The organism is Noviluteimonas caseinilytica (assembly GCF_018406605.1).
Taxonomy (GTDB): domain Bacteria; phylum Pseudomonadota; class Gammaproteobacteria; order Xanthomonadales; family Xanthomonadaceae; genus Noviluteimonas; species Noviluteimonas caseinilytica.
In genome coordinates this window covers 2229072-2252760 of the sequence record NZ_AP024545.1, presented here as the reverse complement: position 1 = coordinate 2252760, position 23689 = coordinate 2229072, and the positions used below count along the sequence as shown (strand labels likewise).

At 67.7% G+C, this 23689-nt stretch carries 22 protein-coding genes and 1 tRNA gene; 7 read left to right on the top strand and 16 right to left on the bottom strand.

Translation table 11 applies throughout. From position 1 onward, the window contains the following. Positions 1 to 8: 8 nt before the first annotated feature. From LYSCAS_RS10940 to LYSCAS_RS10900, 9 genes are all read right to left on the bottom strand, one after another. The gene (locus tag LYSCAS_RS10940) at positions 9 to 362 is read right to left on the bottom strand and encodes a hypothetical protein (protein WP_213434071.1); all 354 of its coding nucleotides are present in this window, start codon (positions 360 to 362) and stop codon (positions 9 to 11) included. A 17-nt stretch (positions 363 to 379) separates the two neighbouring features. After that, positions 380 to 1684, bottom strand: a complete 1305-nt coding sequence (locus LYSCAS_RS10935) for a replicative DNA helicase (protein ID WP_213434070.1) — start codon at positions 1682 to 1684, stop codon at positions 380 to 382. Next, complete coding sequence (locus LYSCAS_RS10930; protein ID WP_213434069.1) at positions 1681 to 2388, bottom strand: hypothetical protein; 708 nt, start codon at positions 2386 to 2388, stop codon at positions 1681 to 1683. Before LYSCAS_RS10930 ends, LYSCAS_RS10935 begins: the two co-directional genes overlap by 4 nt. Positions 2389 to 2847: 459 nt before the next feature. Further along, entirely contained in the window at positions 2848 to 3111 is a 264-nt protein-coding gene (locus LYSCAS_RS10925; protein ID WP_213434068.1) for a helix-turn-helix transcriptional regulator, read from the bottom strand. A gap of 301 nt (positions 3112 to 3412) precedes the next feature. Continuing rightward, positions 3413 to 4648 carry a tyrosine-type recombinase/integrase gene (locus LYSCAS_RS10920; protein WP_213434067.1) on the bottom strand — a complete coding sequence of 412 codons (1236 nt, stop codon included), beginning with the start codon at positions 4646 to 4648 and terminating at the stop codon, positions 3413 to 3415. A 171-nt stretch (positions 4649 to 4819) separates the two neighbouring features. Continuing rightward, a tRNA-Leu gene (locus LYSCAS_RS10915) sits at positions 4820 to 4904 on the bottom strand. 70 nt (positions 4905 to 4974) lie between these two features. Next, a complete protein-coding gene (locus tag LYSCAS_RS10910) occupies positions 4975 to 6315 on the bottom strand; it encodes a HAMP domain-containing sensor histidine kinase (protein WP_213434066.1) in 1341 nt (446 codons plus the stop codon). Beyond that, complete coding sequence (locus tag LYSCAS_RS10905) at positions 6312 to 6986, bottom strand: winged helix-turn-helix domain-containing protein (RefSeq protein ID WP_213434065.1); 675 nt, start codon at positions 6984 to 6986, stop codon at positions 6312 to 6314. Before LYSCAS_RS10905 ends, LYSCAS_RS10910 begins: the two co-directional genes overlap by 4 nt. Before the next feature lie 178 nt (positions 6987 to 7164). Then, positions 7165 to 7407: a hypothetical protein gene (locus tag LYSCAS_RS10900; RefSeq protein ID WP_213434064.1), complete on the bottom strand. Its 243-nt coding sequence runs from the start codon at positions 7405 to 7407 to the stop codon at positions 7165 to 7167. 161 nt (positions 7408 to 7568) lie between these two features. Between LYSCAS_RS10900 and parC the strand changes: the two genes are divergently transcribed. The 3 genes from parC to LYSCAS_RS10885 are packed head-to-tail and all read left to right on the top strand — an operon-like array spanning position 7569 to position 12807. Next, positions 7569 to 9812, top strand: a complete 2244-nt coding sequence (gene parC / locus LYSCAS_RS10895) for a DNA topoisomerase IV subunit A (protein WP_213434063.1) — start codon at positions 7569 to 7571, stop codon at positions 9810 to 9812. Beyond that, a complete protein-coding gene (locus LYSCAS_RS10890) occupies positions 9809 to 10486 on the top strand; it encodes a thiopurine S-methyltransferase (protein ID WP_213434062.1) in 678 nt (225 codons plus the stop codon). Before parC ends, LYSCAS_RS10890 begins: the two co-directional genes overlap by 4 nt. A gap of 23 nt (positions 10487 to 10509) precedes the next feature. Next, positions 10510 to 12807 (top strand): penicillin acylase family protein, encoded by a 2298-nt coding sequence (locus LYSCAS_RS10885; protein WP_213434061.1) that lies wholly within the window; start codon positions 10510 to 10512, stop codon positions 12805 to 12807. On the opposite strand, the gene dapE is transcribed toward LYSCAS_RS10885, so the two are convergent. Genes dapE through map form a run of 5 tightly spaced genes read right to left on the bottom strand, consistent with a single transcriptional unit; the run spans position 12804 to position 18580 of the window. Continuing rightward, complete coding sequence (gene dapE, locus LYSCAS_RS10880; protein ID WP_213434060.1) at positions 12804 to 13931, bottom strand: succinyl-diaminopimelate desuccinylase; 1128 nt, start codon at positions 13929 to 13931, stop codon at positions 12804 to 12806. The genes LYSCAS_RS10885 and dapE overlap by 4 nt on opposite strands. Then, positions 13928 to 14287 carry a Spx/MgsR family RNA polymerase-binding regulatory protein gene (locus LYSCAS_RS10875; protein WP_213434059.1) on the bottom strand — a complete coding sequence of 120 codons (360 nt, stop codon included), beginning with the start codon at positions 14285 to 14287 and terminating at the stop codon, positions 13928 to 13930. The genes dapE and LYSCAS_RS10875 overlap by 4 nt, the downstream gene beginning before the upstream one ends. A 2-nt stretch (positions 14288 to 14289) precedes the next feature. Further along, positions 14290 to 15168 carry a 2,3,4,5-tetrahydropyridine-2,6-dicarboxylate N-succinyltransferase gene (dapD, locus tag LYSCAS_RS10870; protein ID WP_213434058.1) on the bottom strand — a complete coding sequence of 293 codons (879 nt, stop codon included), beginning with the start codon at positions 15166 to 15168 and terminating at the stop codon, positions 14290 to 14292. Then, positions 15165 to 17807 (bottom strand): [protein-PII] uridylyltransferase, encoded by a 2643-nt coding sequence (gene glnD, locus LYSCAS_RS10865; protein WP_213434057.1) that lies wholly within the window; start codon positions 17805 to 17807, stop codon positions 15165 to 15167. The genes dapD and glnD overlap by 4 nt, the downstream gene beginning before the upstream one ends. After that, positions 17804 to 18580: a type I methionyl aminopeptidase gene (map, locus tag LYSCAS_RS10860; protein WP_213434056.1), complete on the bottom strand. Its 777-nt coding sequence runs from the start codon at positions 18578 to 18580 to the stop codon at positions 17804 to 17806. Before map ends, glnD begins: the two co-directional genes overlap by 4 nt. A gap of 289 nt (positions 18581 to 18869) precedes the next feature. Between map and rpsB the strand changes: the two genes are divergently transcribed. Beyond that, positions 18870 to 19694 (top strand): 30S ribosomal protein S2, encoded by an 825-nt coding sequence (gene rpsB / locus LYSCAS_RS10855; RefSeq protein ID WP_213434055.1) that lies wholly within the window; start codon positions 18870 to 18872, stop codon positions 19692 to 19694. A gap of 147 nt (positions 19695 to 19841) precedes the next feature. Beyond that, positions 19842 to 20723, top strand: coding sequence for a translation elongation factor Ts (gene tsf, locus LYSCAS_RS10850; RefSeq protein WP_213434054.1), 882 nt, complete (start codon positions 19842 to 19844; stop codon positions 20721 to 20723). Between the two features lie 63 nt (positions 20724 to 20786). On the opposite strand, the gene LYSCAS_RS10845 is transcribed toward tsf, so the two are convergent. Further along, entirely contained in the window at positions 20787 to 21440 is a 654-nt protein-coding gene (locus LYSCAS_RS10845; protein WP_213434053.1) for a CmcI family methyltransferase, read from the bottom strand. A 51-nt stretch (positions 21441 to 21491) separates the two neighbouring features. Then, complete coding sequence (locus LYSCAS_RS10840; RefSeq protein ID WP_213434052.1) at positions 21492 to 22379, bottom strand: LysR family transcriptional regulator; 888 nt, start codon at positions 22377 to 22379, stop codon at positions 21492 to 21494. A gap of 74 nt (positions 22380 to 22453) precedes the next feature. Between LYSCAS_RS10840 and LYSCAS_RS10835 the strand changes: the two genes are divergently transcribed. Both LYSCAS_RS10835 and pyrH read left to right on the top strand, forming a co-directional pair. Further along, the gene (locus LYSCAS_RS10835) at positions 22454 to 22915 is read left to right on the top strand and encodes a DoxX family protein (protein ID WP_213434051.1); all 462 of its coding nucleotides are present in this window, start codon (positions 22454 to 22456) and stop codon (positions 22913 to 22915) included. A gap of 49 nt (positions 22916 to 22964) precedes the next feature. Next, on the top strand, positions 22965 to 23687 hold the full coding sequence (pyrH, locus tag LYSCAS_RS10830) for a UMP kinase (RefSeq protein ID WP_213434050.1): 723 nt from the start codon (positions 22965 to 22967) through the stop codon (positions 23685 to 23687). Positions 23688 to 23689 lie beyond the last annotated feature (2 nt).

Here is a 23689-nt window from a genome sequence, read left to right as displayed (position 1 = left end):
TACCAAGTTCAGGTGACAGGGATGGCAGGGGCACCATTGCTTCCTCCCCCGTCCCCACCCGATTTGTCCTTGCTCACCTTCGACTTGCGGCGATCGCTCAGCTCCTGGGCGTGGAGGTCGCACCGGAACTGACCCGGCTGGAGAGGGGTGGCGCAGCGACCACCAGTACTTGCCTTGACGGCGCCGCACTTGGGCACGTCTCGCTTGGTCCACTTCTCACTACGCGCAGCCTTGGCGGCTAGGAAGAGTTCCTCGCGAAGTAGCAGGTGTTGCTGGCTCAGCGCCTGCATTGCCTGACCCAGTTCTTGCGCGAGGTACTTCAGTTCGTGTGCGCCGAGGCGCGGTTGCTTGGACGTGGGCATTGGGGGTCCTTGGATGACTAGTGGGTTTCGCTCGACGGATCCACGAATGCCGTCTGTGCACCGCGCCAGAGGCAATGAACCCGCCCGATGTTTCCGTGGCGGTTCTTCACAACGTTGATCTCCGCCGGCGTGCACTCGGCGGAGGGATTCGAAAGGTCACGCCAGAGCGTCATGATCTGGTCGGCCTCTTTCTCGATTTCCGAGCTGTCAGCCAGATCGGACATAAGAGGGCGTTGATCGGGGCGCTTCTCCACCTCCCGACTGACCTGCGCCAAGGCGACGACCGGGATGCGGAGCTCGCGTGCCAGGTTCTTCAGAGACTTCGCGATGGCACCCACGCGCTCGTGTCGTGGGGCCTTCGCCATAGACGCGTTCTCCAGTTTCTGGAGGTAGTCGACGTACAGTGCGCGAATGCCGAATTGATGCTTCCACCTACGTGCGACGCGGGCAACGTCGGCGATGTCGGGTGAGCTGCGGTCGAAGATGCGGATGGGGCGGTCGCTGTAAGCCCTGACGGCTACTGTTAGGCCACTCCACTGATGGTCCTCGATACGAGCGGTGCGGAGCCTTCCCACCGACACGGAGGATCCTGTCGCCATCCACCGCAGACCCACCTGTTCGTGTGGCTGCTCGGCGGAGATCAATCCAACGGGGCAGCCATTGCGCGCATGATCGATGCTGCCGGCGAGCACCATGCCGAGAAGAAGTCCCGTCTTGCCCATCGCAGGACGCGCACCGACCACGATCAGATCTGAGTCGTGTAGTCCCCCTAGCGCATCGTCCAGGCCTGCCAAACCTGTCGGCACCCCCACCAACGCACCACCTGCCTCATGAGCCGCCAGCACCTGGCCCCACGCCGCGGACATGGCGCTCTTAGCCGTGTGTTCGCATTCGCGGTCGTCGGCGAAGAGGTCCATGAGCTCGGAGATCGCTCGATCGACTGCGCCCTCCTCCCGACGGCCTGTGGCGCTTCGCAGGTCGTCGGCGATGCGACCCGCCTCGCGGCACCGCCAGCCATCGACCACTCGCTTCGATTGATAACTGGGGTAGCTGCAGGCGATGAGGTCCCTGTCGCACGCCAGGCGCACCGCCAGGTCGCGAATCGAAAGGCGCCCATCGCGCTCCGCTGCCTCGCAGATGACGATGAAGTCGGCGGGATTGCCCTCGAGGTTGAGGCGGGTGATGTACTCCCACAACTCGGCAAAGGCTTCGGTCGTGAAGTGCCGCGCCTGCAGCGGCATCTCCGACACCGAGGAGGGACGCACCAGCGCCGTATGCAGCAGCTGCTGCTCGACCAGTAGCAGGCCGTCGTCGCGACTCATGCGCGCAACTCCGGAAACGACGAGAGCGACTGCACCGGCGTATGGCCGAACTTCGCCCAGTCGTCCCTGATGGCATTCATCAGCGCCACATCCCAGTCTGCGTACGTGTAACCCTTGGCCTGCGCGACGCCGACGAAGTGCTCGAAGCGTTCTTCGATCCGAGAGATACCTTTCTCGCTGGCCCATCGGTGCACGCGTTCCGAGATAGCGAAGTCGTTGGGTAGGGAGGTCTTGCGACTCTTCGCGTCGCGCGACGCGCCTTTATCCCTCCCTTCCTTTCCTTTCCCTTCCCTTCCTACCTGTGCGTCACTGTCGCGTGCTCCACGCGTCCGCACGCGTGGTGACGCGTCAGGTGCGGGCAGGCATGAGACGGACTCGCGTGGGTTGACGTGCTGGTGCTCGCCGAACGCGGGGATGTAAGCCAACCCGTCGCCGTACAACACGACTAGCTTGCGGTCCACGATCTCGGCGCACAGGACATCTACGTCGCACTCGTCCCCAGGCATGTACCGCAACTTGAAGGTTCGAGGCTTCCAGGCCATGCGGCCTTCCCTGTCAGCCTCGCACCACAGCGCGATGTACAGAAGTCGTGCCAGTGGCGAGAGGTTCACGATGTCCTCGCTGGTGAAGAAATCGGGTTTGATGGTGCGAATACGAGCCATGTGTTTCGTCTCGAATCGTTGTAGCCCGTCGGGCGCACTCATGCGCGTCGATGGCGGGCGATGCCTTAGGGGGTGGAGTAATCGCGTTCGCGGCGCCGCACTCGTCTTCGATGCGGTTGGGGCGTTGCTTGTGCCGTGGCCTGGTCGCGCTAAATTTCGAGACGCAGTGGTGTTTACCAAAGCCCACGCCATCGATACGGCGCGCTCATGCCAGGGCCGCGGTGTTTTTTCGGCGGTTCAAGGTGCACCTTCCAGGAGGCGTTTCCGGTCCGCCGCAATGCTCGGATCACCACCGCGGAAGCGATGCCCCATTACGACATCACACGGTGATGGCCCAGTCGAACGTCGACATAGCGCATCGACCTATTGTTCGAGCTCGCTGTTGCGCTCGGGATTCGGTGCCAGCGACCCTTAGGAGGTAATTGAGTGCCCGCTGCAGGCTTTCGATTCGCGCGAGGGGCGTGATATCTCCACGTACGAGTCCGCGGACGGATCCATGGCTCAGCCCTCCTGGCCGTCGAAGGCTGCTGCGTCCCGTTCTGCAATCCGGGACCGAAGCCATTCGTTAATTTCGGACTCAACCCACGCCACAGAGCGGCAAGAACCACCGCCAAGCCGAGTCGGCCGCGGGAACGTCCCGTCCGAGATCTTCAGGTAAATCGTGCTTCGCGAGCATCCAGTTCGGGCTTGGACCTCGGGGAGGCGAAGGAACTTCAGGGGCACCGCAGCAGAAGGCTCCCCGTGAAGTACATTGTTGGTGGACATGTTCTCGTTCTCCAAAACAAAAAGGCCGCCTTTCGGCAGCCTTGGGACCCTTGTCGGGCGGTTTACGGACAATGTTCGGACACAAAAAAACCGCCTTGAAGGCGGCTGGATGTCGGACTAGCGGATTTTCGACGCTGGTAATTTTTATGCCCCAACTGTTTCCCTGTCAACCCCCACTGGATTCAACCGAATCCAGTGAGACCCGGAGCCATGTTCCCAAGCGAGCCGCCGCGACGAATGTTGCTTTCGGCGCAAGGAGCCTTAGCAGTCGCGGCGCGCGCAACGCCCGGCCGTTGCCGCTTTACCGGCTTGCGCCAGCGCGCTTGTGCACCGCTTGCGGGGCCTTGCCGCGCAGCGCTTCGTCCAGGTAATCAGCCCACTCTTGCATCATCTTCCGACGCTGGTCGAGGTAGACGGCCTTGTTGTACGTGCCACGAATTTCGTCCGGATCGCCGTGTGCAAGTTGACGCTCGACCCAATCTGCTTCGTAACCGCGATCATTGAGTGCGGTGCTCACAAGGTGGCGGAAGCCGTGTGCCGTCTGCTTACCGCCGTATCCGATCGCCTTCAGCAGGCCGGTGACCGCTCCATCACTGAGCGGCTTTCGCCAATCGTTGCGGCCGACGAAGACGTACTCGTAGTTGCCTGTGATGGGAACCAAACGCTTCAACGCAGCAACCGCTTGGATCGGCAACGGCGTGACGTGTTCGTATCCGCGCTTCATGCCTTCCCTGCCCTTCGGGATGGACCACACACCGGCATCGAGGTCGAGCTCGGACCATTTCAGCGTGCGAGTGATACCGGGGCGATTCGCCGACCACAGGCCTAGCCAGGTGCAGGTTTTGACCAGCAGCGAGCCTTCGTAGCTTTCGAGCGCGCGCAGGAATCGCGGCAGCTCCTCGATCGTGATGTGGGCGTGGTTCTGCGGCTCGGGCTGGTAGAGCGCGATTGAGCCGAGGTGGATCGCCGGGTTGTTTGCTGTCAGGCCCTTGGCGATCGCATAGGCGTAGATGGCGCTGAGCCATTGTCTCGACTTCTTGGCGACGTTGAGGGCCTTCCGGCTTTCGATTCGCTCGAGGACGACACCCAGCTCCAGAGGGGTGATGTTCGCCAGAGGACGTTTGGCCAGCGGCGGCAGCAAGTCCTTGTCGAGGTACTGCTGGACCTTCTCAAGCGTCGCCGGTTTCCACCGCGGCGTGTTGTGATCGACCCACTGCGCGGCGGCGTACCCGAACGTATGCGCCTCGACGTGGCGGAGGGCGAGCTTCCTGGCTCGGCGCTCCTCGGACGGATTGACGCCCTGCCGCAACAGCGAACGGGCCTGAACCGCGGAAGCCTCAGCTTCCTTGAGGGACACCTCGGGGTACACACCGAGGCTCAGCATCTTCTCCTTGCCGCCGAAGTGATATCGCAGCCGGAAGTACTTCGCACCGTCAGGATTTACCACGACGCAGAAGCCATGACCGCCCGACAACTTGTACGGCTTCTCGGCCGGTTTCGCGTTGCGAATCTTCAGGTCAGCCAGCTTGCCGGTCATCTTGGAAAAACGACCCGTCCAACGAAACTACCCAACCTTCTACCCCTATTTGGGGCAGGATTCTATAGATCTGCATGGGACGCCGACGGACGGTAGGCAACAAAAACCCCGCGTTTCGGCAGGGTTTTTGGTGAATCTCCGGACTGCGTTGGACTGCGTCGGACTTCTGATTGGTGCCCAGGAGAGGACTCGAACCTCCACGGTTTTACCCGCTAGTACCTGAAACTAGTGCGTCTACCAATTCCGCCACCTGGGCAGGTGGGCGCGTATGGTGCGGTGCGGCGGAAACGATGTCAACGCTCCGGACCCAGATTTCCGGCCCGTCCTCACTCCCCCGCCGCCAACGGGAACGACACCGTCGCGCGCAAGCCCGGGCCGTTGTCGGCCAATGCGATCCGGGCGCGATGCCGCAGCGCGATCGCGCGCACGAGGCTCAGGCCCAGGCCGCTGCCGGGGGTGCCCCGGTCCGTTTCGATGCGGTGGAAGCGGTCGAAGACGCGTTCGCGTTCCGCTGCCGGGATGCCCGGGCCCCGGTCGGCGACCGTGAGGCAGGCGTGCTCGCCGGTGCGCTCGACCCGCAGGTCCACCTGCGTGCCGGGCGGCGCGTACTTCATCGCGTTGTCCAGCAGGTTCACCAGCAACTGGAACACCTGGTCCGCATCGCCGCGCACGCGCAGGACTTCGGCGTTGGCGGCCAGGGTGATGCCGCGTTCGGCGGCGATGGGTTCGTAGAGTTCCATCGCGTCGCGCGCGAGCGCGGACAGGTCGAGCGTGGCGGCCTGTTCGATCGGCGCCTGCGCTTCGATGCGCGCCAGGCGCAACAGCGCGTTGGACGCCTGCAGCAATTGATCCGCTTCGGCGATGGCGGGTTCGAGCGCATCGGGCGAGACCGTGGCCTGCAACCGCAGTTGTTCGAGCCGCGTGCGCAGGCGGCCGAGCGGCGTGCGCAGGTCGTGCGCGATGTGGTCGGTGGCTTCGCGCACGCCGGCCAGCAACGCTTCGATGCGGTCGAGCATCGCGTTGAACCGATGCGCGAGGCGGTCGAACGCATCGCCGGTGCCGTCGACCGGCACGCGCAGCGCGATCTCGCCTTCGGTCACGCGCGCGGCGGTGGCGTCGAGCGCGCGCAGGCGCCTCGCCACCCAGCGCGAGATCAACGCACCGATCGCCAATCCCAGCAGCACGGCGATCGCGAGCGCGGCCAGCGACGTGCGTGCGACCAGCGCGAGGAACCCGCTTTCGGAACGCAGGCGCAGGCCGGTGGCGATTTCGACGCCGGGCGCGAGGGTGCGGCGTTCGACCAGCAGGCGCGTGCCGTCCGGTTCGCGCGATTCGTGCCAGCCATCGCGCGCGGGCGTCGCGGCGGCGGGGATGTCGGAGGCAATGACGCGGCCGTCGATGCGCAGCGCATGCAAGGCGTCCGGATCGTCGGGCCGCGCGATGCGATCGCGCACGGCGAGGATCAGCGGCGCGCGGCCGCCGTCGGCGAGCACATCGCGCAGGCCATCGGCGTCCACGACGATCGCTTCGCGCGCATCGCGCAGCAGCAGCGCGGACACCGCGGCGTACACGCTGCCGCCCAGCAACGCGAAGCCCAGCAGGAACGACAGGCTCACCGCCACGGCCAGCCGCACCGTGGTGGACCGCGCGTGTCGCCATGCGCTCATGCGGCGCCCAGTCGGTAACCCGCGCCGCGCACCGTGTGCAGCAGCGCCGTCGCTTCGCCGTGGTCGATCTTCTGGCGCAGGCGGCTGATGTGCACGTCGATGACGTTGGTCTGCGGATCGAAGTGGTAGTCCCACACCTGTTCGAGCAGCATCGTGCGCGTGACGACGTGGCCGGCCTGGCGCATCAGGCATTCGAGCAGGCGGAACTCGCGCGGCAGCAGGTCGATGCGGCGCGTGCCGCGTTGCGCGCGGCGGCCGAGAAGGTCGAGCTCGAGGTCGCCCACCTGCAGGCGCGTCTGCGCGGCGCCACCATCGGCGCGACGCACCACGTTCGCCAGGCGCGCACTCAGTTCGGCGAAGGCGAAGGGTTTGGCGAGATAGTCATCCGCGCCGGCGCGCAAACCTTCGACGCGATGGTCGACGTCACCGAGCGCGGTGAGCACGATCGCGGGCACCGTGTTGCCGGCGCCGCGCAGCGTGCGCAACAGCACCAGGCCGTCGAGCGCGGGCAGCATGCGGTCGACGATCAGCGCGTCGTAGGGTTCGGTGGTGGCGAGGAACAGGCCTTCGCGACCGTCGGCCGCGCGATCCACGGCGTGGCCTTCCTCCTTCAGCCCCTGCTGCAGGTAGGCGGCGGTGTCCGCGTCGTCTTCGATCAGCAGGATGCGCATGCGCCCGACCATGCTCCACATCAATATGTGCCGGCCCGGAGCATAGCGCCGGGCCGGAACGATGCTGTCGAAGGCGTGGGGTTGCGAATCAATAACGCCGCGCGTCGGGGAGGCACGCGGCGGGCGGACGATGCGGGGCGGCGCGACGAGACGCCGTCCCGCACCGCACACCGGGGACTTACTTCGCCGGCTTGGAGGCGTCGGCGGACTTGGTGGCGTCGGCGGGCTTGGCGGACGTCTTGGCGGCCGGCTTGGCGGTCGCCCACTTCTCGCAGTGGCCGGCGGCGCTGCGCTTCTCGCACTTGGCGTGGGTCTTGGCGGCCGGCGCCTTGGCCGGCTGGGTGCCGTCGGCGGGGGCGGCGAACGCGGTGCCGGCGACGGCGGCGAGGGCGAGGGCGATCAGGCTGTTGCGGACGATCATGGCGGTGCTCCTGGCTGGGGACAACGATGGGATCCATCGCAAGCGCAGGTTGCGCCGTGGCGGTTTTCGCCCGCATGGCCGGTACATGAAAGATTCTTCATGGAGCGCGCGCGGGTAAACTCGCGGCACAGTCCAACCGCGGCATCCCGATCAAAACCCCGATGAACGACACCGTCCGACCCGTGTTCCACGGTTTCGAGCAGATCCCGCTGCGCGAATACGCCGAGCGCGCCTACCTCGACTACTCCATGTACGTGGTACTGGACCGCGCCCTGCCCTTCCTGGGCGACGGGCTCAAGCCGGTGCAGCGCCGCATCATCTTCGCGATGAGCGAACTCGGCCTGGCCGCAGGCGCCAAGCCCAAGAAATCCGCGCGCACCGTCGGCGACGTGATCGGCAAGTACCACCCGCACGGCGATTCGGCGTGCTACGAGGCGCTGGTGCTGATGGCCCAGCCGTTCTCGTACCGCTATCCGCTGATCGAGGGCCAGGGCAACTTCGGTTCGAGCGACGATCCCAAATCCTTCGCCGCGATGCGCTACACCGAATCCAAGCTCACGCCCATCGCCGAAGTGCTGCTGGGCGAACTGGGCCAGGGCACGGTGGACTGGACGCCCAACTTCGACGGCACGCTGGAAGAACCCTCGTGGATGCCGGCGCGCCTGCCGCACCTGCTGCTCAACGGCACCACCGGCATCGCGGTGGGCATGGCCACCGACGTGCCGCCGCACAACCTCAACGAGATCGTCTCGGCGTGCGTGCGCCTGATCGACGATCCCGACGCCACCGTGCGCGATCTCTGCGAACACGTGCGCGGCCCGGACTATCCGACCGAAGCGGAAATCATCACGCCCGCGGCCGACCTGCTGCAGATGTACGAAACGGGCCTGGGCAGCGTGCGCGCGCGGGCCACGTTCAGGAAGGACGGCACCAACATCGTCGTCACCGCCCTGCCCTACCAGGTGTCGCCGTCGAAGGTGATCGAGCAGATCGCAGCGCAGATGCGCGCGAAGAAGCTGCCGTGGCTGGAAGACATCCGCGACGAATCCGACCACGAAAACCCGGTGCGCGTCGTGCTGGTGCCGCGCAGCAACCGCGTGGATGCCGACCAGCTGATGGGGCACCTGTTCGCCACGACGGACCTCGAGAAGAGTTTCCGCGTCAACCTCAACGTCATCGGCCAGGACGGCCGCCCGCAGGTGAAGAACCTGCGCATGCTGCTCACCGAATGGCTGGTGTTCCGCACCGAGACCGTGGTGCGCCGCCTGCAGTACCGCAAGGAACGCGTCGAGCGCCGCCTGCACCTGCTGGAAGGCTTGCTGGTCGCGTTCCTCAACCTGGATGAAGTGATCCGCATCATCCGCACCGAAGACGAACCGCGCGACGTGCTGATCGCGCGCTTCGCCCTCTCCGACGACCAGGCCGACTACATCCTCGACACGCGCCTGAAGCAGCTGGCGCGCCTGGAGGAAATGAAGATCCGCGGCGAGCAGGACGAGCTGGCGAAGGAACTCGAGAAGCTCATCTCGCTGCTGGACAGCAAGGCGAAGCTGAAGAAGCTGGTGAAGGACGAACTGATCGCGGACGCGAAGAAGTTCGGCGACGCCCGCCGTTCGCCGCTGGTCGCGCGCGGCGCGGCGCAGGCGCTGGCCGAAACCGAACTGGTCGCCAGCGAACCGATGACCGTGGTGATCAGCGAGAAGGGCTGGATCCGCGCGGCGAAGGGCCACGACGTCGATGCGGCCTCGCTGTCGTATCGCGAAGGCGATTCCTTGCTGGCGGCCGTGCGTGCGCGCAGCACGCAGCAGGTCGCGTTCATCGATTCGACGGGGCGCAGTTATTCCACCGCCGTGCACACGCTGCCGAGCGCGCGCGGCAACGGCGAACCGCTGACCGGGCGCTTCTCGCCGGTGGCGGGCGCGTCGTTCCAGGCGATGGCCAGCGGCGACGACGACACGCGCTTCGTGCTCGCTTCCACGCATGGGTACGGCTTCGTCACGAAGTTCGTCAACCTCACCGGGCGGCAGAAGGCCGGCAAGGCGATGTTGTCGCTCACGCCGGGCGCGAACGTGGTGCAGCCGGCGTTCGTCGCGAACGTCGACACCGATCGCGTGGTCGCCGTCACCAGCGCGGGGCATCTCCTCGCCTTCGCTGCGAAGGACGTGCCCGAGCTCGACAAGGGCAAGGGCAACAAGCTCATCGACATCCCGAAGGCGAAGCTCGGCACCGAGCGCGTGGTCGCGGTGGCCGTGGTGCCGCCGGGCGGGAAGTTGTCCATCAAGTCGGGGACGCGTGCGATGACGCTGTCGTTCAAGGAACTCGACGAGTACGTCGGCGCGCGCGCCACCCGCGGCGGGCTGTTGCCGCGCGGCTGGCAGAAGGTCGACGGGCTGGCGGTCGAATGAGCGACCCGATCGCACACGCCGATGCGGAAAACTGGATGGCGCGCTGGCGCGAAGGGCGCACCAATTTCCACCAGGGCGAACCCTCGCCGATGCTCGTGGAATTCTGGGGTGCGCTTGGTGTGCACCGCGACGCGCGCGTGTTCGTGCCGCTGGCGGGCAAGTCCGTCGACATGCCGTGGCTCGCGGAGCGCGGGCATGCGGTGTTCGGCGTGGAGCTGGTGCCGATGGCGGTGGAACAGTTCTTCGCCGAACAGGGCTTGCAGCCCGAAGTGACGCAGACGCCGATCGGACCGCTGTCGAAATCGGGGCCGATCGAACTGTTGTGCGCGGATGTGTTCGCGCTGACCGGGCGCGATCTCGCCGATTGCGAAGCGGTGTTCGATCGCGCGGCGCTGATCGCGTTGCCGCCGCCGCTGCGCGAGCGCTACGTGCGCGAGCTGTACGCGAAGCTGCCCACCGGCTGTCGCGGCTTGCTGGTCACGCTGGAGTTCCCGCAGGATCAGAAACCCGGGCCGCCGTTCTCGGTGCCGGAAAGCGAAGTGCGCGCGCTGTTCGAACGCGACTGGACGGTCGAATTGCTGGCGCGACGGGATTCGCTGTCGAAAAACCAATCGTTCGTCGATGCGGGCGTGACGTCGATGGACGTGGTGGTGTATCGGTTGCAGCGTCGCTGATCGAACAACCCCGGGGGCAAGGAATGCGGCGCTGGATCCTGCGGAGTGCGTTGGCGCTGCTGGCGCTCGTGGTGTTGCTCGCGTTGACCGCGTGGTTGCTGCTTCGCGGCAGCCTTCCCCGGCTGGAGGGCGACGTCGCGGTGCCGGGCTTGTCCGCGCCGGTGCACGTGGCGCGTGACGCGCGCGGCGTGGTCACGATCGAGGCGGCCAACGAACTGGATGCGATGCGCGCACTCGGCTACGTCCACGGCCAGGAGCGCTTCTTCGAGATGGACCTGCTGCGGCGCACAGCCGCGGGAGAACTTGCCGAACTGTTCGGACCCAAGGCGGTGTCGCGCGATCGCGAACACCGCGTGCATCGGTTGCGCGCGCGCGTGCGGGCGGATCTCGACGGCATCCTCGGCGACAAGCGCGCGGTGGTGCAGGCCTACGTCGATGGCGTGAATGCGGGCGTCGGCGCCTTGCGCGTGCGGCCCTGGCCCTACCTGTTGCTGCGGCAGCAGCCGCGGTCGTGGGCGGTGGAGGACACGCCGCTGGTGGGCTTTGCGATGTACTTCGACCTGCAGGATGCGTCGAACGCGCGCGAACTCGCGATGTGGAAGCTGCAGCCGCACCTGCCGCCGGCGCTGTTCGCGCTGCTGTCGCACGATGGGTCGAGCTGGGATGCGCCGCTCTCGGGGGCGTCGCGCGGCGATGCGGTGTTGCCGACGGCCGATGCGGTCAGCCTGCGCAAGCTGCCGATGCTGGCATCGAACGACATCCCTGCCTTGCCGCAACCCGTGGAAGTCGGCAGCAACAACTTCGCGGTCGACGGCACGCGCACGCGCGACGGTCGCGCGATCCTCGCCGACGACATGCACCTGGCGCTGCGCGCGCCCAACATCTGGTTCCGTGCGCAACTGCGTTGGCGCGATGCGCGCGTGCCGGGCGGCCAGGTGGACGTTGGCGGCGTCACCCTGCCAGGCATGCCGGCGGTGGTGGCAGGCAGCAACCGGCACGTCGCGTGGGGGTTCACCAACGGCTATGTCGATACCGCGGACTGGGCGATCGTGGACGCACGCAAGGCGCATCGCGTGCGCGAAGCGATCCGAGTCGCGGGTGCCCCCGACGTCGCGCTCGACATCGACGAAACGACGTGGGGCCCGATCCTCGCCCACGCACGCGGCAAGGCACTCGCCTTGCGGTGGGCCGCCCAACGCCCCGGCGCGCTGCGCATGGCGTTCATCGACATGGTCTACGCGCGCGACGTCGAGGATGCATTGCAACGCGCCGATCGCATGGCGATCCCCGCGCAGAACCTGCTGGTCGTGGATTCGCGCGACATCGCGTGGCGCATCCTCGGCCCGCTGCCGGCGCGCAATGCGTCGTGCGATGCGTCGCGGCCGACGACGACGTGCGCGGCGTGGGCACTGCGCACCGACAATGCACCGCGCATCGTCCGGCCCGCCTCCGGCCGCCTGTGGACCGCGAACAGCCGCGTTTCCGACGATCCACGGTTGGGGAACGGCGGCTACGTGTTGGGCGCGCGGGCGCACCAGATTCGCGACGACCTCTTCGCGCACGAGACCTTCGACGAACGCGCGCTCCTTGCGATCCAGCTTGACGATCGCGCGGTGATGCAGGCGCGTTGGTGGAAGTTGCTGCGCGACGAAGCGGCGCGCGCGGGATCGCCGGCCTTGACCGCGCTCGCGCAGGCGGCGTCGCACTGGGAAGGCCGCGCATCCGTCGATTCGACCAGCTACCGCATCGTGCGCGAATGGCGCCTCGCGGTGCACAAGCGCCTGGCCGACGGCTTGCTCGCGCCGGCGCAGGCACGGATGGGCGCTGCCTTCGAGATGCCCGCGTTGCCGCAGTTCGAAGGCGTCGCCTGGCCGTTGGTGACGCAACGCCCGGCGAACCTGTTGCCGCGACGCTATGCCACGTGGGACGCGCTGTTCGAGGAAGCCGCCCGCGAAGTCCGCGGCGATCTCGCATCGCCGCTCGCAAAGCGCACTTGGGGCGAACACAACACCGCCCGCATCTGCCATCCGCTCGCGCGCGTGCTCACCTTCGCGAAGGCGCAGCTGTGCATGCCGTTCGAACCGCTGCCCGGCGATGGCGGGATGCCGCGCGTGCAGTCGCCGGAGAATGGCGCATCCGAACGCATGGTGGTCGCGCCCGGCCGCGAGGCCGACGGGATCCTGCACATGCCCGGCGGACAGAGCGGGCATCCGCTGTCGCCCTACTGGGGCGCAGGCCACGAGGATTGGGTGCACGGGCGCGCGACGCCGTTCCTGCCCGGCCCCGCACAGCACACGATGACGCTGGAGCCCGCGCGCTAGGCCAGCAACCGCCGCATCAAATCGAGATACACGCCCGGCAGCGCGTCGAGGTCCGCGATCGACACGCACTCGTCGACCTTGTGGATCGTCGCGTTCACCGGACCGATCTCCACGCACTGCGCGCCCAGCGGCGCGATGAACCGCGCATCCGACGTGCCACCGCCGGTGCTTTCCTCCGGCGGCGCGCCGGCGATCGCGGTCAGCGTTGCGCGCGCGGCCTCGCGGAGCGGGCCTTCCGGCGTGTGGAACGGTTCGCCGCCGCGGTGCCAGTGGATCGCGTAGTCGAGCGCGTGCTTGCGGAAGATCGCATCGCACTCGCCTTCCAGCCGTTCGGCGGACCAGTGCGGGTTGAAGCGCAGGTTGAACAGCACCTGCAGTTCGCCGGGAATCACGTTGTTCGCGCCGGTGCCTGCGTGGATGTTGCTGATCTGCAGGCTGGTGGGCGGGAAGGTTTCGAAGCCGTCGTCCCACCGGCGCGCGACCAGTTCGGCGAACGCGGGCAGCGCGAGGTGGATCGGATTGCGCGCCTTCTCCGGATACGCCACGTGGCCCTGGATGCCGCGCACGGTCATGGTCGCGGACAACGTGCCGCGACGGCCCACGCGCAGCAGGTCGCCGAGCTTCGCCTTCGACGACGGCTCGCCGGTGATGCACCAGTCGATCGCTTGCCCGCGCGCGCGGAAGACGTCGGCGACGCGGCGCACACCGTGGATCGCGTCGCCCTCTTCGTCCGAGGTCACCAGCAACGCGACGGTGCCTCGGTGTTGCGGATGCGCGGCGACGAATTGTTCGAGCGCCACGACGAAGGCGGCGACGCTGCCCTTCATGTCGGCGGCGCCGCGGCCGTACAGCACGCCATCGCGTTGGGTCGGGACGAACGGGTCGCTCTTCCACGTTTCGACGGGACCCGGCGGCACCACATCCGTATGCCCGAGCAGCACGAGTACCGGACCGCCGCTGCCATGCGTCGCCCACAGGTTGTCGACGTCGCCGAAGCGCAGCGATTCGCACGCAAAGCCCGCCTTCTGCAGGCGGCTGGCGATGAGCGGCTGGCAGCCGGCATCGTCGGGCGTGATCGACGGGCGTTCGATGAGCGCCTTGGTCAACGCGAGGACGTCGCTCACTTGTGAACTCCGAAGCGCGCCTTGAAGCCGTTGTCGGTGAACCCCTGCGACACCACGCCGTCGTCGGTGACGACGACGGGGCGACGGATCAACTGCGGATATTCCTTCAGCAGCAACTGCCACTCCGCATCGCTGCCCGGCGTCTTGCGCATCGGCGGCAGCGTGCGCCAGGTGGTCGAAGACTTGTTGATCAGGGCATCCCAGCCGCCGGCCTGCTTCGCCCAGTCGGCGAGCGTGGCGGCGGGCTGGCGCACGTCGCGATAGTCGACGAAGTCATGCGCCACGCCGAAGCGTGTCAGCCAGTTGCGGGCTTTCTTGCAGGTGTCGCAGTTCGACAGGCCGTAGAGAGTCGTCATGCTCAGCCGCGCAACAGGTCGTTGATCGAGGTCTTCGAACGCGTCTTGGCGTCGACCTGCTTCACGATCACCGCGCAATACAACGAATGCGTCCCGTCGGCCGCAGGCAACGAGCCCGACACCACCACGCTGCCCGGCGGCACGTAGCCGTAGCTGATCTCCTTTGTAGCCCGGTTGTAGATGCGCGTGCTCTGCCCGATGAACACGCCCATGCCGATCACGCTGTGGTGGCCGACGACGACGCCTTCCACCACTTCCGAACGCGCACCGATGAAGCAATGGTCCTCGATGATCGTGGGCGAGGCCTGCAGCGGTTCCAGCACGCCGCCGATGCCCGCGCCGCCGGAGATGTGGCAATGCTTGCCCACCTGCGCGCACGAACCCACCGTGGCCCACGTGTCCACCATCGTGCCCGCGCCGATGTGCGCGCCGATGTTGACGAAGCTCGGCATCAGCACGACGTCCTTGCCCAGGTACGTGCCGCGCCGCACGACGGTGCCCGGCACCACGCGCACGCCGAGCTTGCGGAACTGCGTTTCGCCGAAGCCCGTGAAGCGCAGCGGCACCTTGTCCCAGAACGGCGAGGGTTCGCCTTCCATCAGCTGCATGTCGCGCGTGCGGAAGTACAGCAGGACGGCTTTCTTCAGCCATTCGTTGACCTGCCAGCCGCCCTTGCCGTCGGGCTCGGCGACGCGGAACTCGCCGCTCTCCATGCCTTCGATCACGCGTTCCACCGACGGGCGCGTTGCCCATTCGATTTCTTCGGGCGTGAGCATCGTGCGGCGTTCCCAGGCGCTGTCGATGTGGAACTTCAGCTCCTCCACGCTCAGGCCGGGGGCGGGCTGCGTGGCGGTCTTCTTGGTGGTCTTGCGGGGGCTCATCGTGAGTCTCCTTCGAAACAGGCGATCAACGCAGCACGCAGAGATTCGCGGTGCGCGGGATCGAGCGCGTGGTCGCGCTCGTCGGTCAGCTTGAACACGTCCTCGGCGCGGGCGCCGAAGGTCGCGATGCGGGCATCGTGCACGCGCAGGCGCTGCGCACGGAAGACTTGCGTGACGTCGGCCAGCAGGCCGGGGCGATCGGTGCACACCAGGCTCAGCAAGGTGCGGCCATCGGCGGCGTCGGCGAATTCCACCTGCGGCGCGATGCGGAAATGCCGCAGGTGCCGCGGCTGGTTGCGGCGCGCGGGCTTGATGGTGTCGAGGTCCGGCGCGGCGAGCGCGGTGGACAGGCGACGCTCGACGTCCTCCGCCGCCACGGTGCGCTGGCCTTCGGCGGGCAGCACTTCGAACGTGTCGAACACGTGGCCGTCCGGTCCGTCGAACAGGCGCGCCTGCTGGATCGCCAGGCCCGCGCGGTCGAGGGTGGCGATGATCGCGGCGAACAAGCCATCGCGGTCGGGCGAATGCACGAACACTTCGAGTGCACCGATGCGTGCGGCGCCCTGCGCGTTGAGCGTGCGCGCACTCACGCGCGCGGTGCCGGCGCGCGCGCCGCGCAACACGGCGGCCTGCCAGGCGATCTGGTCCGGGCGGCCGCGCAGGAAGGTTTCGTCCGGCATCGTGGCGAAGAGCGCGTTGGCTTCGTCGCCTTCCACGCCGAAACCGCGCAAGGCTTCTTCGGCGGCGGCGCGGGCTTCGGCGATGCGATCGGCGGCGGCGACCGGGTTTTCCAGGCCGCGACGCAGGGCGAGGCGCGTGGCGGTGTGCAGGTCCGCGAGCAGGCGATCCTTCCACGCGTTCCAGAGTTTCGGCGAGGTGCCGGCGATGTCCGCGCACGTCAGCAGGTACAGCAGGTCCAGGCGCTCGCGATCGGCCACCTCGCGCGCGAAGCGGTGGATCACGTCCTGGTCGGAGATGTCCTGCTTCTGCGCGGTGACCGACATCAGCAGGTGCTTGCGCACGAGCCACGCGACGATGTCGGTGTCGGCGTCGCTCAGGCCGTGCGCACTGCAGAACTCGCGTGCATCCACGGCGCCGAGTTCCGAATGGTCGCCGCCCCGCCCCTTCGCGATGTCGTGGAAGAGGCCGGCGAGCAGCAGCAGTTCCGGCTTGCGCAGGCGTGGATACACCTCGTGCGCGATCGCGAAGCGTTCGTCCGGCGTGCCGCTGGCGAAGCCTGCGATGTTGCGGAGGACGGCGAGCGTGTGCTGGTCGACGGTGAAGACATGGAACAGGTCGAACTGCATGCGCCCGGACACCTGCGCGAACGCCGGAAGCCAACGCGCGAGCACGCCGAGGCGCGCCATGCGGGCGACGGTGTCCACCGCCTGCGGGCCGCGCAGCAAGGCGACGAACTTCGCGCGCAACGCGGGCGTGGCGGCGGTATACGCGGGAATCGCGGGCAGCGCTTCGGCCAGCGCGCGCGCCGTGCGCGAATGCAGGCCGCGCACGCGCGGCTGCGCTGACCAGGTGGCGAACAGATCGAAGATGCTCGCCGCATCCAGCGCCGGCCAGTCCGCATCGCGCGCGGCGAGGTAGCCGCGGCGCAGTTCGAACGCAGCGTCGATCGGTTCGGCGACCGCCTCGCCTTCCAGCTGTTCCTCGAAGCGTTGCAGCAAGCGGTCGTTGATCCGCAGCACTACCGCGGCGCTGCGATAGAAGCCCTGCATCATCTGTTCGACGGCGAGGTTGTCCGCCGTGTCGACGTGGCCCAGGCGCGCGGCGAGCGTCTTCTGGTGGTCGAAGCGCAGGCGTTCTTCGCGACGTTGCGCCACCAGGTGCAGGCCGAAGCGCAGGCGTGCGAGCGCGCGGCGTTCGCGTTCGAGCGTGGCGTATTCGTCCGCGCCGAGCTGGCCGAGCGCGATCATGCCCTGCGGATCGCGCGCGCCGAGTACGCGCAGGGCCATCCAGCGCAGCGTCTGGATGTCGCGCAGGCCGCCGGGGCCTTCCTTCAGATTCGGCTCGAGGTTGTCCGCGGTGTCGCCGAAACGCGCGTGGCGCGTGCGTTGTTCTTCGCGCTTGGCGACGAAGTAATCATGCGGCGGCCACGTGTGGCGCGCGTCGATGGCGTCGGCGAGCGCGCGTTGCGCGGAGGCGTCGGCGCGCAGCGGGCGCGCTTCGGACAGTGCGGTGAGCACGGTGATGTCGGCTGCGGCGGCGGCGGTGCATTCGGCGGACGAACGCACGGCGTGGCCGACGGGCAGGCCCGCATCCCATAGCAGCGCGAAGAATTGCGCGAGGGCGTCGGCGTGCGCGGCCTGTGCGTCGGGTTCCGCCAGCACGAGCAAGTCGATGTCGGATTGCGGATACAACTCGCCGCGGCCATAGCCGCCGACGGCGAACAACGCGAGCGGCGCATCCGCGGGCAGGCAATGCGCCCAGGCTTCGCGCACCAGCGTGTCGACGGCCACTGCGCGGGCGCGCAGCAGTGCGTCGATGTCGTCGTTGCGGTCGAAGCGCGCGGCACCGTCGGCGTCGGCCTGCGCCAGGCGCGCGCGGGCGTCGCTGGCCCAGGCGGTGTCGGGCGCGGTGGGCGGCGACCCCGCCGCCGGGACGTTGGCGGCGGCGCCGTCGGTCACAGGGCGTTGTCGTCGCCGGGGACGCGGGTGAGGATCTCGACGCCGTCGGCGGTGACCGCCACGGTGTGTTCCCACTGCGCGGACAGCGAGCGGTCCTTGGTGACGACGGTCCAGCCATCGGGCAGCAGCTTGGTGTAGCGCTTGCCCTCGTTGATCATCGGTTCGATCGTGAAGGTCATGCCTTCCTTCAGCACGAGGCCCTGCCCGGCGCGGCCGTAGTGCAGCACCTGCGGATCCTCGTGGTAGACCTGCCCGATGCCGTGGCCGCAGTACTCCTGCACGACGGTGAAGCGTTCGCGGTCGGCGATCGCCTGGATGGCCGCGCCGATGTCGCCCAGCGTGGCGCCGGGCCGGACGATGCGGATGGCGTTGAACATCGCCTCGCGGGTGGTGTCCACCAGCCGCTTGGCCATGATCGACGGGGTGCCCACGAAATACATGCGCGAGGTGTCCCCGTGCCAGCCGTCCTTGATGACCGTGACATCGATGTTGACGATGTCGCCGTCCTTCAGGACCTTGGATTCGCTGGGGATGCCGTGGCAGATCACGTTGTTGACGGACGTGCAGACGGTGGCCGGGAAGCCCCGGTAACCGACGTTGGCCGGGATGGCCTGCTGCACGTTGACGATGTGGTCGTGGCAGATGCGGTCCAGTTCGGCGGTGGTGGCCCCCGGCTTCACGTACGGGGCCACGACTTGCAGGACCTCGGCGGCCAGGCGGCCGGCGACGCGCATCTTTTCGATGTCCGCGGGGGACTTGATGGTGATCGACATGCGGCGATTATCGCCCCCCGGGCCCCGGTCCGGCCATCGGGGAATCCCGGAACGGTCCGTTGATTTGCCCCGGACCCCCACGGGCGACTAGAATCCCGCGGCTTCGCAGGGCTTCGTGCCCTCCGATCCGCCCACGAGGGGCGTCACCCTCGAATCCACACCTGTCGCAACAGCCCGCTCCGGGGTGCCTCGCAAGGGGTTCGGAGGCGGAAGCGAACAGGGAGGCCCAACCCCGGAACCATTCCCCGCCCACTGTCGGCGGCCGGTTCCCTTTCAGGAGTTACCTGCAATGCCCCAGATCACCATGCGCCAGATGCTGGAGGCCGGCGTGCACTTCGGCCACCAGACCCGTTACTGGAACCCCAAGATGGGTCCGTACATCTTCGGCGCCCGCGGCAAGATCCACATCATCAACCTCGAGAAGACGATGCCGCTCTTCTCCGACGCGATGAATTTCATCTCGGCCATCGCGCAGAAGCGCGGCTCGATCCTGTTCGTCGGCACCAAGCGCTCGGCGCGCGAGTCGATCAAGGAAGAAGCGACCCGTTGCGGCATGCCGTACATGACGCAGCGCTGGCTGGGCGGCACGCTCACCAACTTCCGCACCGTCAAGCAGTCCGTGCAGCGCCTGAAGGAACTGGAAGCCGGCGAAACCGACGGCACGTTCCAGAAGCTGGTCAAGCACGAAGTGCTGGGCCTGCGCCGCGAGCGCGACAAGCTGGAAGCCTCGCTGGGCGGCATCAAGGAAATGAACCGCCTGCCCGACGCGCTGTTCGTGATCGACATCGGCCATGAAGACATCGCCGTGAAGGAAGCCAAGAAGCTCGGCATCCCGGTCATCGCGGTCGTCGACACCAACTACGATCCGGCGCTGGTCGACTACGCGATCCCGGGCAACGACGACGCCATCCGCGCCGTGCAGCTGTACGCCCGCGCCGCCGCCGACGCGGTGCTCGAAGGCAAGGCCGCCGCGCCGTCGGCCGCCAACGTCCGCGAGGAAGACTTCGCCGAAGCCGCCAACGCCGAAGGCGACGACAAGAAGGGCCCGCGCCGCGCCCCGGCCAAGAAGGCCCCGCCGCGCAAGCCGGCTGCCCCGGCCGCCAAGGCCGAGTAATCCCGGCGTCATGCGGCCGCGCAAGCATGCGCGGCCGCACATCCTGGCTCGTCACTCCCGCGCAGGCGGGAGTCCACGCCGCCACCGCATTCGCTGGATCCCCGCCTTCGCGGGGATGACGGCATTTCAAAACAGAGGAACACCCCCATGGCTGAAATCACCGCTTCCCTCGTCAAGGAACTGCGCGAGCGCACCGGCGCCGGCATGATGGAGTGCAAGAAGGCGCTCACCGAGAACAACGGCGACATCGATGCGTCGGCCGAGTGGCTGCGCAAGACGGGCCAGGTCAAGGCCGACAAGAAGGCCGGCCGCGTCGCCGCCGAAGGCCGCATCGCGGTCGCCCAGGCCGCCGGCAAGGCCGTGCTGGTCGAGGTGAACTCCGAGACCGACTTCGTGGCCAAGGACGACAACTTCATCGCGTTCGCCAACGCCGTGGCCAAGGCCGCGCTGGAATCCGGCGCCGCCGATGCCGAAGCGCTGAAGGCCGTGAAGCTGGCCTCGGGCGAGACCGTCGAGGAAGCGCGCGCCGCCGTGATCCAGAAGGTCGGCGAGAACGTGCAGGTCCGTCGCCTGGTGCGCTTCGAGAGCAGCAACAACCTCGCTGCCTACGTGCACACCAACCACCGCATCGGCGTGCTGGTCGAAGTGAAGGGCGGCGACGCCGACTTCGCGCGCGGCGTGGCGATGCACATCACCGCGCTCAACCCGCCGCACAACAAGGCCGCCGACGTGCCGGCCGACTTCGTCGCGAAGGAAAAGGAAATCGAACTGGCCAAGATGTCCGACAAGGACAAGCAGAAGCCGGCCGAGATCCTCGAGAAGATCATCAGCGGCAAGATCGCGAAGATCGTCAACGAAGTGACGCTGTACGGCCAGTCCTACGCGCTCAACCAGGACCAGACGGTCGAAGCCGCGGCGAAGGCCGCCGGCGCCGACGTGCTGCGCTTCCAGCGCCTGGAAGTGGGCGAAGGCATCGAGAAGGTCAAGGAAGACTACGCGGCCGAAGTGGCCAAGGCGATGCAGGTCTGATCGCCGGGCGCCAAGCCTGATCCACGAAAAACCCGCGAGCGATCGCGGGTTTTTTGTTGCGCGTCAATCGAACAGGCGCTTGCCGACCTGCGGCGCGGACTTGCCGGTGGTGCGGCCCTTCTCGAAGACGACGAAGGAATCGTAGAAGCAGATCGAACGCGTGCTGGCGGTGAAGTCGTCCGGCGCGATCGCGCCGCGCGCGTGGTCGGCATTGAGGCGGTCCACCAGCGCCTTGCTGCGTTCGATGAAACTCCCCGCCCTGCCCAGGCCGCCGCCGAATTCGTCCCAGTACGCCGTGTGCATGTCTTCGACCATGTACACGCCATTCTTCGGGACCAGCGGATACAGCACGTCGAAGGTGGCGTTGACGTGTTCCATCACGTGGCTGCCGTCGTCGAGCACGATGTCCGGCGCGCCGAATTCCTCGACGACGCTGCGCAGGAACGCGGCATCGGCCTGGCTGCCGATGCGCACGTCGACCTGGTCTTCGGCGGCGCCCGCCGCGCGCGGGTCGATGTCGATGCCCACGATGCGTGCATGCGGGCCGAGCATCCGTTTCCACATCCGCAGGCTGCCGCCGTGGCTCACGCCGATCTCCAGCATCAGCACGTCCTGGTCGCGGAAGCGCGCGAGGTGGCGTTCGTAGATCGGGAAGTAGTGCTTCCACTTGTGGATCAGCAAGTCTTCGTTGGTCAGGAAATCGGACCAGAGCGACATGGCGTGCTCCTTGCGGGCGCGGATGGCCAGCTTGCCCGCAAGGCGGGGCGTTCACCCGTCCAGCGCGATGGTTTCCGACAAGTGGTGCGCGACGGTGGCGATCCTGCGCAGGTGGCGCGACTCGGGGTGCGTGAGCATCCATAGCTGCGTGCGCGCATCGAGGAGCACGTCCGTGAGCGCGACCAGGTCGTCGCGTTCGCGCGCGAGGAACACCGGCAACACGCCGATGCCCAATCCCGCGGCGATGCCTTCGGCCACCGACAGGATGCTGTTGACCTGGTAGCGCGGCACGATCGCGGGATATCTGCGCTTGCGCCACAGCACGCCGGGATGTTGCGGCAGGGCTTCGTCGGGCGCGATCCACGGTGCCGTCGCGGGATCGATGGGCGGCACGTGCTTGCCGCGACTGCGCGCGGCGTACAACGCGACGTCGATCGGGCCCAGGCGCTTGCCGACGACGTGGTCCGGCGGCGCCGATGTGGCGCGCACCGCGATGTCGGCATCGCGGCGCGTGAGGCTGGCGAGTTCGTTGCTCGCGGTGATCTCGAATTGCAGCAAGGGATGCTCGACCGACAACGTGCGCAGCGCCGGCATGATCAGGCCGTGCAGCAATGTGTCGGTGGTGCTGATGCGCACGGTGCCCGACACCGCACCGCCCGGCGATTGCGTGGCGCTGCGCGCGGCGTCGAGTTCGGCTTCGATGCGTTCGGCGTGGCGTACCAGGTGCGCGCCGAGCTCGGTCGGCCGATAGCCGCCACGCGTGCGTTCGAACAGGCGCTGGTGCACGCCCTTCTCGATGCGCTGCAGCGCGCGGAAGACGGTGGAGCTGTCGATGGCGAGGAGTTCGCCGGCGGCGGCCAGGGTGCCGCGGCGCGCGAGCGCGAGGACGGTGGCGAGGTCCGCGGGGGACAGGTCGTATTGCGATGGTGCAACGGGCATTTGCTTTTCCACCTATTCCGATTGCAGCGCCGCAATCCTAGGCTGGCGCCCCCCGAATCGCAAAGGAGCCTGTCATGGCTATTTCCGTTACTGCTTCCACCGGCGTCGCTTCGGCCCGTCCCGCGCCCCTGGGCGCCAACGCCGCCGGCCTCGCGCTGCTGCGGGTCTCGCTCGCCGCGATGTGGCTGTCGCACGCGATGCTCAAGCTCTTCGTCTTCACCCTGCCCGGCACGGCGGCCTTCTTCGATGCGCACGGCATCCCGGGGGCGCTCGCCTATGCGGTGGTGCCGTACGAGATCGCCGGCGGCCTGGCGCTGCTGTTCGGCGTGTACGCGCGGCAGGTGGCGGTGGCGCTGCTGCCGGTCCTGGTCGGCGCGCTCGCGGTGCACCTGCCCAATGGCTGGGTGTTCACGGCCACCGGCGGCGGCTGGGAGTACCCGCTGTTCCTGATCGTGGCCTCGGTGGTGTTGTGGCTGTCGGGCGATGGCGCGTTCGCGCTGCTGCGCTCGGATCGCTTCGCCCCGGCCGTCGGATAGAGCGGTTCGGCTAGAATCGCCGCCATCCCCTGCTATGCCCGGAGCGTCCATGTCCCAGCTCGCCTGTCGCCGCGTCCTGTTGAAGTTGTCCGGCGAGGCGTTGATGGGCGACGAGGACTACGGGATCGACCCGAAGGTCATCGGGCGCCTGGCGCGCGAAGTGATGGAGGCCCGCGAGGCCGGCGCGGAGATCGCGCTGGTCATCGGCGGGGGCAACATCTTCCGCGGCGCGGGCCTGGCCGCCGGCGGCATGGACCGCGTCACCGGCGACCAGATGGGCATGCTCGCCACCGTGATCAACGCGCTCGCGATGCAGGACGCGCTGGAGAAGGTGGGCGGCCGCTGCCGCGTGATGAGCGCGATCAAGATCAACGACGTGTGCGAGGACTACATCCGCCGCCGCGCCGTGCGCCATCTTGAAAAGGGCCGCATCACCATCTTCGCCGCGGGCACGGGCAATCCGTTCTTCACCACCGATTCGGGCGCGGCGTTGCGCGCGATCGAGATCGGCGCCGACCTGCTGCTCAAGGCCACCAAGGTCGACGGCGTGTACGACAAGGATCCGAAGAAGCACAGCGACGCGGTGCGCTTCGATTCGCTCACCTACGACGAGGTGATCTCGCGCGACCTGCAGGTGATGGATACCGCGGCGTTCGCGCTCGCGCGCGACAGCGACCTGCCGTTGCGCATCTTCGACATGTCGCAGCCCGGCGTGCTGCTGCGCATCCTGCGCGGCGAGAACATCGGCACGCTGGTCCGCGGCCGCAACTGACG

Coding starts and splice junctions, on each gene's coding strand:
- LYSCAS_RS10940 (WP_213434071.1), bottom strand. CDS start 362: ATGCCCACGTCCAAGCAACCGCGCCTCGGCGCACACGAACTGAAGTAC.
- LYSCAS_RS10935 (WP_213434070.1), bottom strand. CDS start 1,684: ATGAGTCGCGACGACGGCCTGCTACTGGTCGAGCAGCAGCTGCTGCAT.
- LYSCAS_RS10930 (WP_213434069.1), bottom strand. CDS start 2,388: ATGAGTGCGCCCGACGGGCTACAACGATTCGAGACGAAACACATGGCT.
- LYSCAS_RS10925 (WP_213434068.1), bottom strand. CDS start 3,111: ATGTCCACCAACAATGTACTTCACGGGGAGCCTTCTGCTGCGGTGCCC.
- LYSCAS_RS10920 (WP_213434067.1), bottom strand. CDS start 4,648: ATGACCGGCAAGCTGGCTGACCTGAAGATTCGCAACGCGAAACCGGCC.
- LYSCAS_RS10910 (WP_213434066.1), bottom strand. CDS start 6,315: ATGAGCGCATGGCGACACGCGCGGTCCACCACGGTGCGGCTGGCCGTG.
- LYSCAS_RS10905 (WP_213434065.1), bottom strand. CDS start 6,986: ATGCGCATCCTGCTGATCGAAGACGACGCGGACACCGCCGCCTACCTG.
- LYSCAS_RS10900 (WP_213434064.1), bottom strand. CDS start 7,407: ATGATCGTCCGCAACAGCCTGATCGCCCTCGCCCTCGCCGCCGTCGCC.
- parC (WP_213434063.1), top strand. CDS start 7,569: ATGAACGACACCGTCCGACCCGTGTTCCACGGTTTCGAGCAGATCCCG.
- LYSCAS_RS10890 (WP_213434062.1), top strand. CDS start 9,809: ATGAGCGACCCGATCGCACACGCCGATGCGGAAAACTGGATGGCGCGC.
- LYSCAS_RS10885 (WP_213434061.1), top strand. CDS start 10,510: ATGCGGCGCTGGATCCTGCGGAGTGCGTTGGCGCTGCTGGCGCTCGTG.
- LYSCAS_RS10875 (WP_213434059.1), bottom strand. CDS start 14,287: ATGACGACTCTCTACGGCCTGTCGAACTGCGACACCTGCAAGAAAGCC.
- dapD (WP_213434058.1), bottom strand. CDS start 15,168: ATGAGCCCCCGCAAGACCACCAAGAAGACCGCCACGCAGCCCGCCCCC.
- map (WP_213434056.1), bottom strand. CDS start 18,580: ATGTCGATCACCATCAAGTCCCCCGCGGACATCGAAAAGATGCGCGTC.
- rpsB (WP_213434055.1), top strand. CDS start 18,870: ATGCCCCAGATCACCATGCGCCAGATGCTGGAGGCCGGCGTGCACTTC.
- tsf (WP_213434054.1), top strand. CDS start 19,842: ATGGCTGAAATCACCGCTTCCCTCGTCAAGGAACTGCGCGAGCGCACC.
- LYSCAS_RS10845 (WP_213434053.1), bottom strand. CDS start 21,440: ATGTCGCTCTGGTCCGATTTCCTGACCAACGAAGACTTGCTGATCCAC.
- LYSCAS_RS10840 (WP_213434052.1), bottom strand. CDS start 22,379: ATGCCCGTTGCACCATCGCAATACGACCTGTCCCCCGCGGACCTCGCC.
- LYSCAS_RS10835 (WP_213434051.1), top strand. CDS start 22,454: ATGGCTATTTCCGTTACTGCTTCCACCGGCGTCGCTTCGGCCCGTCCC.
- pyrH (WP_213434050.1), top strand. CDS start 22,965: ATGTCCCAGCTCGCCTGTCGCCGCGTCCTGTTGAAGTTGTCCGGCGAG.